This is a genomic window from uncultured Megasphaera sp., assembly GCF_958350005.1.
Taxonomy (GTDB): Bacteria; Bacillota; Negativicutes; order Veillonellales; family Megasphaeraceae; genus Megasphaera.
Map to the genome: position 1 here is coordinate 1 of NZ_CATWFF010000137.1, position 5,299 is coordinate 5,299.

Annotated in this window: 4 protein-coding genes and 1 other annotated feature; all 4 genes read left to right on the forward strand. The window is 53.0% G+C overall.

The features are described 5' to 3' along the window. Window positions 1–210: 210 nt before the first annotated feature. Window positions 211–457, forward strand: a binding site (T-box leader). Between the two features lie 83 nt (window positions 458–540). Beyond that, window positions 541–2,283 (forward strand): 2-isopropylmalate synthase, encoded by a 1,743-nt coding sequence (locus Q3886_RS08085; protein WP_301860844.1) that lies wholly within the window; start codon window positions 541–543, stop codon window positions 2,281–2,283. Between the two features lie 102 nt (window positions 2,284–2,385). Further along, window positions 2,386–3,642 (forward strand): 3-isopropylmalate dehydratase large subunit, encoded by a 1,257-nt coding sequence (gene leuC / locus Q3886_RS08090; RefSeq protein WP_301860845.1) that lies wholly within the window; start codon window positions 2,386–2,388, stop codon window positions 3,640–3,642. A 1-nt stretch (window position 3,643) separates the two neighbouring features. Further along, window positions 3,644–4,132 carry a 3-isopropylmalate dehydratase small subunit gene (locus tag Q3886_RS08095; RefSeq protein ID WP_301860846.1) on the forward strand — a complete coding sequence of 163 codons (489 nt, stop codon included), beginning with the start codon at window positions 3,644–3,646 and terminating at the stop codon, window positions 4,130–4,132. After that, window positions 4,133–5,203, forward strand: a complete 1,071-nt coding sequence (gene leuB, locus Q3886_RS08100; protein ID WP_301860847.1) for a 3-isopropylmalate dehydrogenase — start codon at window positions 4,133–4,135, stop codon at window positions 5,201–5,203. Window positions 5,204–5,299 lie beyond the last annotated feature (96 nt).

Here is a 5,299-nt window from a genome sequence, read left to right on the forward strand (position 1 = left end):
AGTGCTTCGTTCTTTTTCCAAATCAAGTGTAACGGATGTTTGACAAACCTACAAAAAATAAATTTTTTTCGTGCAGGAAGTATCCAATATAACAGGTCTTCATAAACTTGAAAAGTTAAAGGTTTAACTTAAAATTTTTTGGAAAAAAGGCCGTTTTTCCCTTGCCAAGTGCCATTTCCTGTGATAATATACACATCAACAAGTCAAAATAAAAATGCGTTGAAGAGAATTAGTAAGTTCCTGAAAACTGGCAGAGAGCTGTTGGCTGGTGGAAAACAGCAGTGGAAGGGAAGTGAACTCGTCTCAAAGCAGCTAGCTGAATTCACAGTAGGCGAAGCCGGGGCCTGGCCGTTAACAGACAGGAAGGTATCGACGTCATGTCCGTACCTGCAGAGAGCGCATCAATGGCGATGCGAATGAGAGTGGTAACGCGTAAGAGTAATCTTTCGTCTCTTTTAGAGGCGGAAGATTTTTTTTATTTTGATGGTGTCACTGATTGACAGGCTGAATTTGATTTTTAGGTATAGGAGAGATGGTACTATGCAGCATGTAGAACATTACAAAAAAGGATATTTTATGCCTCCTGTCGTCGATATGTCGTGGACACAGAAAGAGTATCCCGACAAAGCGCCCGTATGGTGCAGCGTAGATTTACGCGACGGTAATCAGGCACTGATCATCCCCATGAGTCTGGAAGAAAAGATCGAATTTTACAACGTCCTCATTGCTATGGGATTCAAGGAAATTGAAGTCGGCTTTCCGGCTGCTTCGGAAACGGAATACGAATTTCTGCGCTATCTCGTAGATCACGATATGATTCCCGATGATGTTACCGTCCAGGTACTGACCCAGGCGCGGGAACACATTATCCGCAAGACCTTTGAAGCTCTGAAGGGCGTCAAAAACGCGATTGTCCACGTTTACAACTCTACGTCTTTTGCCCAGCGGCAGCAGGTGTTCCGCAAATCCCGGGAAGAAATCAAGCAGATCGCCGTCGACGGCGCCAAACTGCTGCAGCGGCTGACAGAAGAAGCCGGTGCCAACTACCGCTTCGAATATTCGCCGGAAAGCTTTACCGGCACAGAACCGGAATATGCTCTGGACGTGTGCAATGCCGTTCTGGATGTATGGAAGCCTACGGCAGACCGCAAGGCCATTATCAACTTGCCGTCAACGGTACAGATGTCCATGCCTCACGTCTTTGCGGCACAGATTGCCTATATGTCGCAGAACCTGAAATACCGGGACAACGTCGTCTTGTCCGTTCATCCTCATAACGACCGGGGCACCGGCGTTGCTGATGCGGAAATGGCCCTCCTTGCCGGCGCAGACCGGGTGGAAGGCACGCTGTTCGGCAACGGCGAACGGACAGGCAATGCCGATATCGTCACCATTGGCATGAACATGTTTGCCCTGGGCATCGATCCCAAACTCGATTTTTCGCAGATGCCCAAGCTGGTGGAAGTATATGAACGGGTAACGCGGATGCACGTCCATGACCGTCAGCCCTACGCCGGGAAGCTGGTCTTTGCCGCCTTCTCCGGGTCCCATCAGGACGCCATTGCCAAAGGCATGCATTTCCGGGACGAAACGCACGATCCCTACTGGACCTGCCCGTATCTGTACATCGATCCCCATGATGTGGGCCGGACCTACGATTCTGACGTTATCCGCATTAACAGCCAGTCCGGCAAGGGCGGCGTAGGCTTTATTATGGAACAGAACTACGGCATCGACATGCCGAAGAAAATGCGCGAAGACTTCAGTTATTTCGTCAAGGAAGTATCGGATCACGCTCATCAGGAACTCAAGCCGGCTGAAATTTATCACGTCTTCCAGGAACAGTATCTGAATACGGAATCGCCTCTGAAAATTGAAAACTTCTCGCTCCAGAAGAAGGGCGGCAAGTGGATTGGCAAGATCCTGCTCCGGGCTAACAACGAAGAAGTGGTACTGGAAGGCAGCGGCAACGGGCAGCTCAATGCCGTGAGCAACGCCATCTGCAGCGCCTACGGCATTGAGTTTGAAAAGCTCGCCTACAGCGAACACGATCTGGACCGCGATTCCGATTCCCGCGGCATTGCCTACTTTGGCCTGACCGACAAGGAAGGCCATACGACGTGGGGCGCCGGTGTCGACACCGATACGATTACTGCCTCCATTCTGGCCTTTGTAACGGCTCTGAACCGCATGGACGGCATGGCGCAGCGCGTTCGCTTCCGGGCGCTGAAATCAGATCCGGCCGTTATCGGCGAATTCAAAGCCCATGCAGGGCAGCATTAACCCTCTGCCTGGCAGGCAGAATTGCAGCAGCATAGTAACAACTACATAATATTGTATATATGTGCCTGCTGATGCAGGTACGAACAGGAGGAATTACGACATATGGGCATGACAATGACGCAGAAAATCCTGGCCAAACACGCCGGGCTGCCATCAGTAAAGGCTGGCGATTTGATTACGTGCAGGCTGGACATGGTGCTGGCCAATGATATTACGGCACCGCCGGCAATTAAGGAATTTGAAAAAATCGGCCGTCCCGTATTTGACAACACGAAGATTTCCCTTATTCCCGATCACTTTACGCCGAATAAAGATATTAAATCGGCTGGACTGGCCAAAATCGTCCGTGATTTTGCCAGAAAGCACCATATTACTCATTATTATGAAGTAGGGCGGGTCGGCATCGAACACGTCCTGCTGCCGGAACAGGGCATTGTGGCACCGGGCATGCTGACGATCGGCGCCGATTCCCACACCTGTACGTACGGCGCTCTCGGCGGATTTGCCACCGGCGTAGGCTCGACGGACCTGGGCGTTGCCATGGCGACAGGGGAAGCATGGTTTAAAGTTCCTGATGCTATCAACGTCCGCCTGACCGGTACGAAGCCGGAAGATATTACAGGCAAAGACGTCATGCTGACCCTGATCGGCATGATCGGCGTCGACGGTGCCCTGTATCAATCCCTGGAATTTACGGGCCCTGGCGTTTCTTCCCTGGATATGACGGACCGCTTTACCATTGCCAACATGGCCATTGAAGCAGGGGCAAAAAACGGAATATTCCCGGTGGACGAACAGACCATTGCCTATGAACAGGGCCGGGTAGACCACTATGACGTCGTAACGGCTGATGACGATGCCAGCTACTGTCGGACGGTGGACATTGACCTGTCGTCCTTGAAGCCGGTCGTCGCTTTCCCCCATTTGCCGGAAAACACCAAAGTCATCGGCACATTCGGCGATATTCCCATCGATCAGGTCGTCATCGGCTCGTGCACCAACGGCCGTCTGGAAGACCTGGCTATTGCTGCACGCATTCTGGCCGGACACCAGGTCCATCCCCGCGTGCGGTGCATCGTCATTCCCGGCAGCCAGCAGGTCTATATGGACGCCATGAAAGCCGGCTACATCGAAACCTTTATCAACGCCGGCTGCGCCGTATCGACGCCGACGTGCGGTCCCTGTCTGGGCGGCTATATGGGCATCCTGACAGCCGGCGAACGGTGCGTATCCACGACGAACCGCAATTTCCGCGGCCGTATGGGACATGTAGACAGTGAAGTATATCTGGCAGGTCCGCAAGTAGCGGCAGCCAGTGCTATTCTCGGCAAGATTGCCGGACCCAAGGAGGTTCACTAAGATGAGTATGACTGGAAAAGTATGGCGGTATGGCGATAATGTTGATACAGACGTCATTATTCCCGCCCGGTATTTAAATAGTTTTGATCCCAAGGAACTGGCATCGCACTGCATGGTCGATATTGATGAAACCTTTGCCGGCAATGTGCAGAACGGAGACATCATGGTAGGGGGCTATAATTTTGGCTGCGGCTCTTCCCGGGAACACGCGCCTATTGCCATCAAGGCTTCTGGCGTTCCCGTCGTCATTGCTGCCAGCTTTGCCCGCATTTTCTACCGCAATGCCATCAACGTAGGCCTGCCGGTGCTGGAAATCGGCGCTGATGTGGAAAAAATCAAGGCCGGTGACAGGCTGACCGTCGATGTGGCAACAGGCAAGATTACGGATGAAACGACAGGCGATACCTTCCAGGCTGCGCCGCTGCCGGGCTTCATTCAGGATATTGCCAAAGCCGGCGGTCTCATTAACTACGTAAAGGAGTATAAGTAAATGGCAAACCATATTGCAGTCATTCCAGGCGACGGCATTGGCCGGGAAATTACCGATGCCGCCGTAAAGGTACTGAAAAAAACAGCAGACATATATCACTTCGAACTGACTTTTGAGACGAAAGAAGCCGGTGGTACGGCTTATGATCAGTGCGGCGTGCCCCTGCCGGAAGATACGGTAGAAGCTGCGAAACAGGCCGATGCCGTCTTGTTCGGCGCCGTCGGCGGCGATAAATGGGACCATGTAACGCCCAAACTCCGGCCGGAACAGGCCGTCCTGGGACTGCGCAAGGCCCTGGGACTGTATGTTAATCTGCGGCCGGTCAGCGTGCCGGCAGTCCTGTCCGAATATTCGCCGCTCAAGCCGGATATCGTTACCGGTACGGATATTCTCATTGTCCGCGAACTCGTAGGCGGCATTTATTTCGGCGACCGCTGCGAATCAGAAATTCACAACGGCGTAGAACGGGCGTGGGATCTGGAAAACTACAGCGTTCCTGAAGTACAGCGCATTACGAAATTTGCCATGGAAGCGGCGCAGAAGCGGCGCGGCCACGTCACGTCCGTAGACAAGTCCAATGTGCTGGCTACATCCCGTCTGTGGCGCCGTACGGTCATCGACGTGGCCAAACAGTATCCGGACATTCGTCTGGATCACCTGTATGTCGACAACTGCGCCATGCAGCTGGCGCTGAATCCGAAACAGTTTGACGTCATCGTCACGAGCAATCTGTTCGGCGATATTCTCAGTGATGAAGCTGCCGTCCTCGGCGGCTCTATTGGCATGATGCCGTCCGCATCCATTGGCGAACAGACCAGCCTGTACGAACCGATTCACGGATCGGCGCCGGATATTGCCGGACAGGGCATTGCCAATCCCTGTGCGACCATCCTTTCGGCGGCAATGCTGCTGCGGTATTCCCTGAAACAGGATGCTGCTGCAGGCGCCATCGAACGGGCCGTCGACAAGGCGCTGGCCGAAGGCTGGCGTACACCTGATCTGTATAAAGATGGGTTTAAAAAAGCCAATACGGCAACTATGACCGACGCCGTACTTCGCCATATACAGTAGCGGCAGGCCTGTCTATACCGGCAGCGTCCTGTCATAAAGCGGTTTCTCTCAAATATGCCTGATGTGGTCAGGACTGGGGAGAAACCGTTTCTTTAC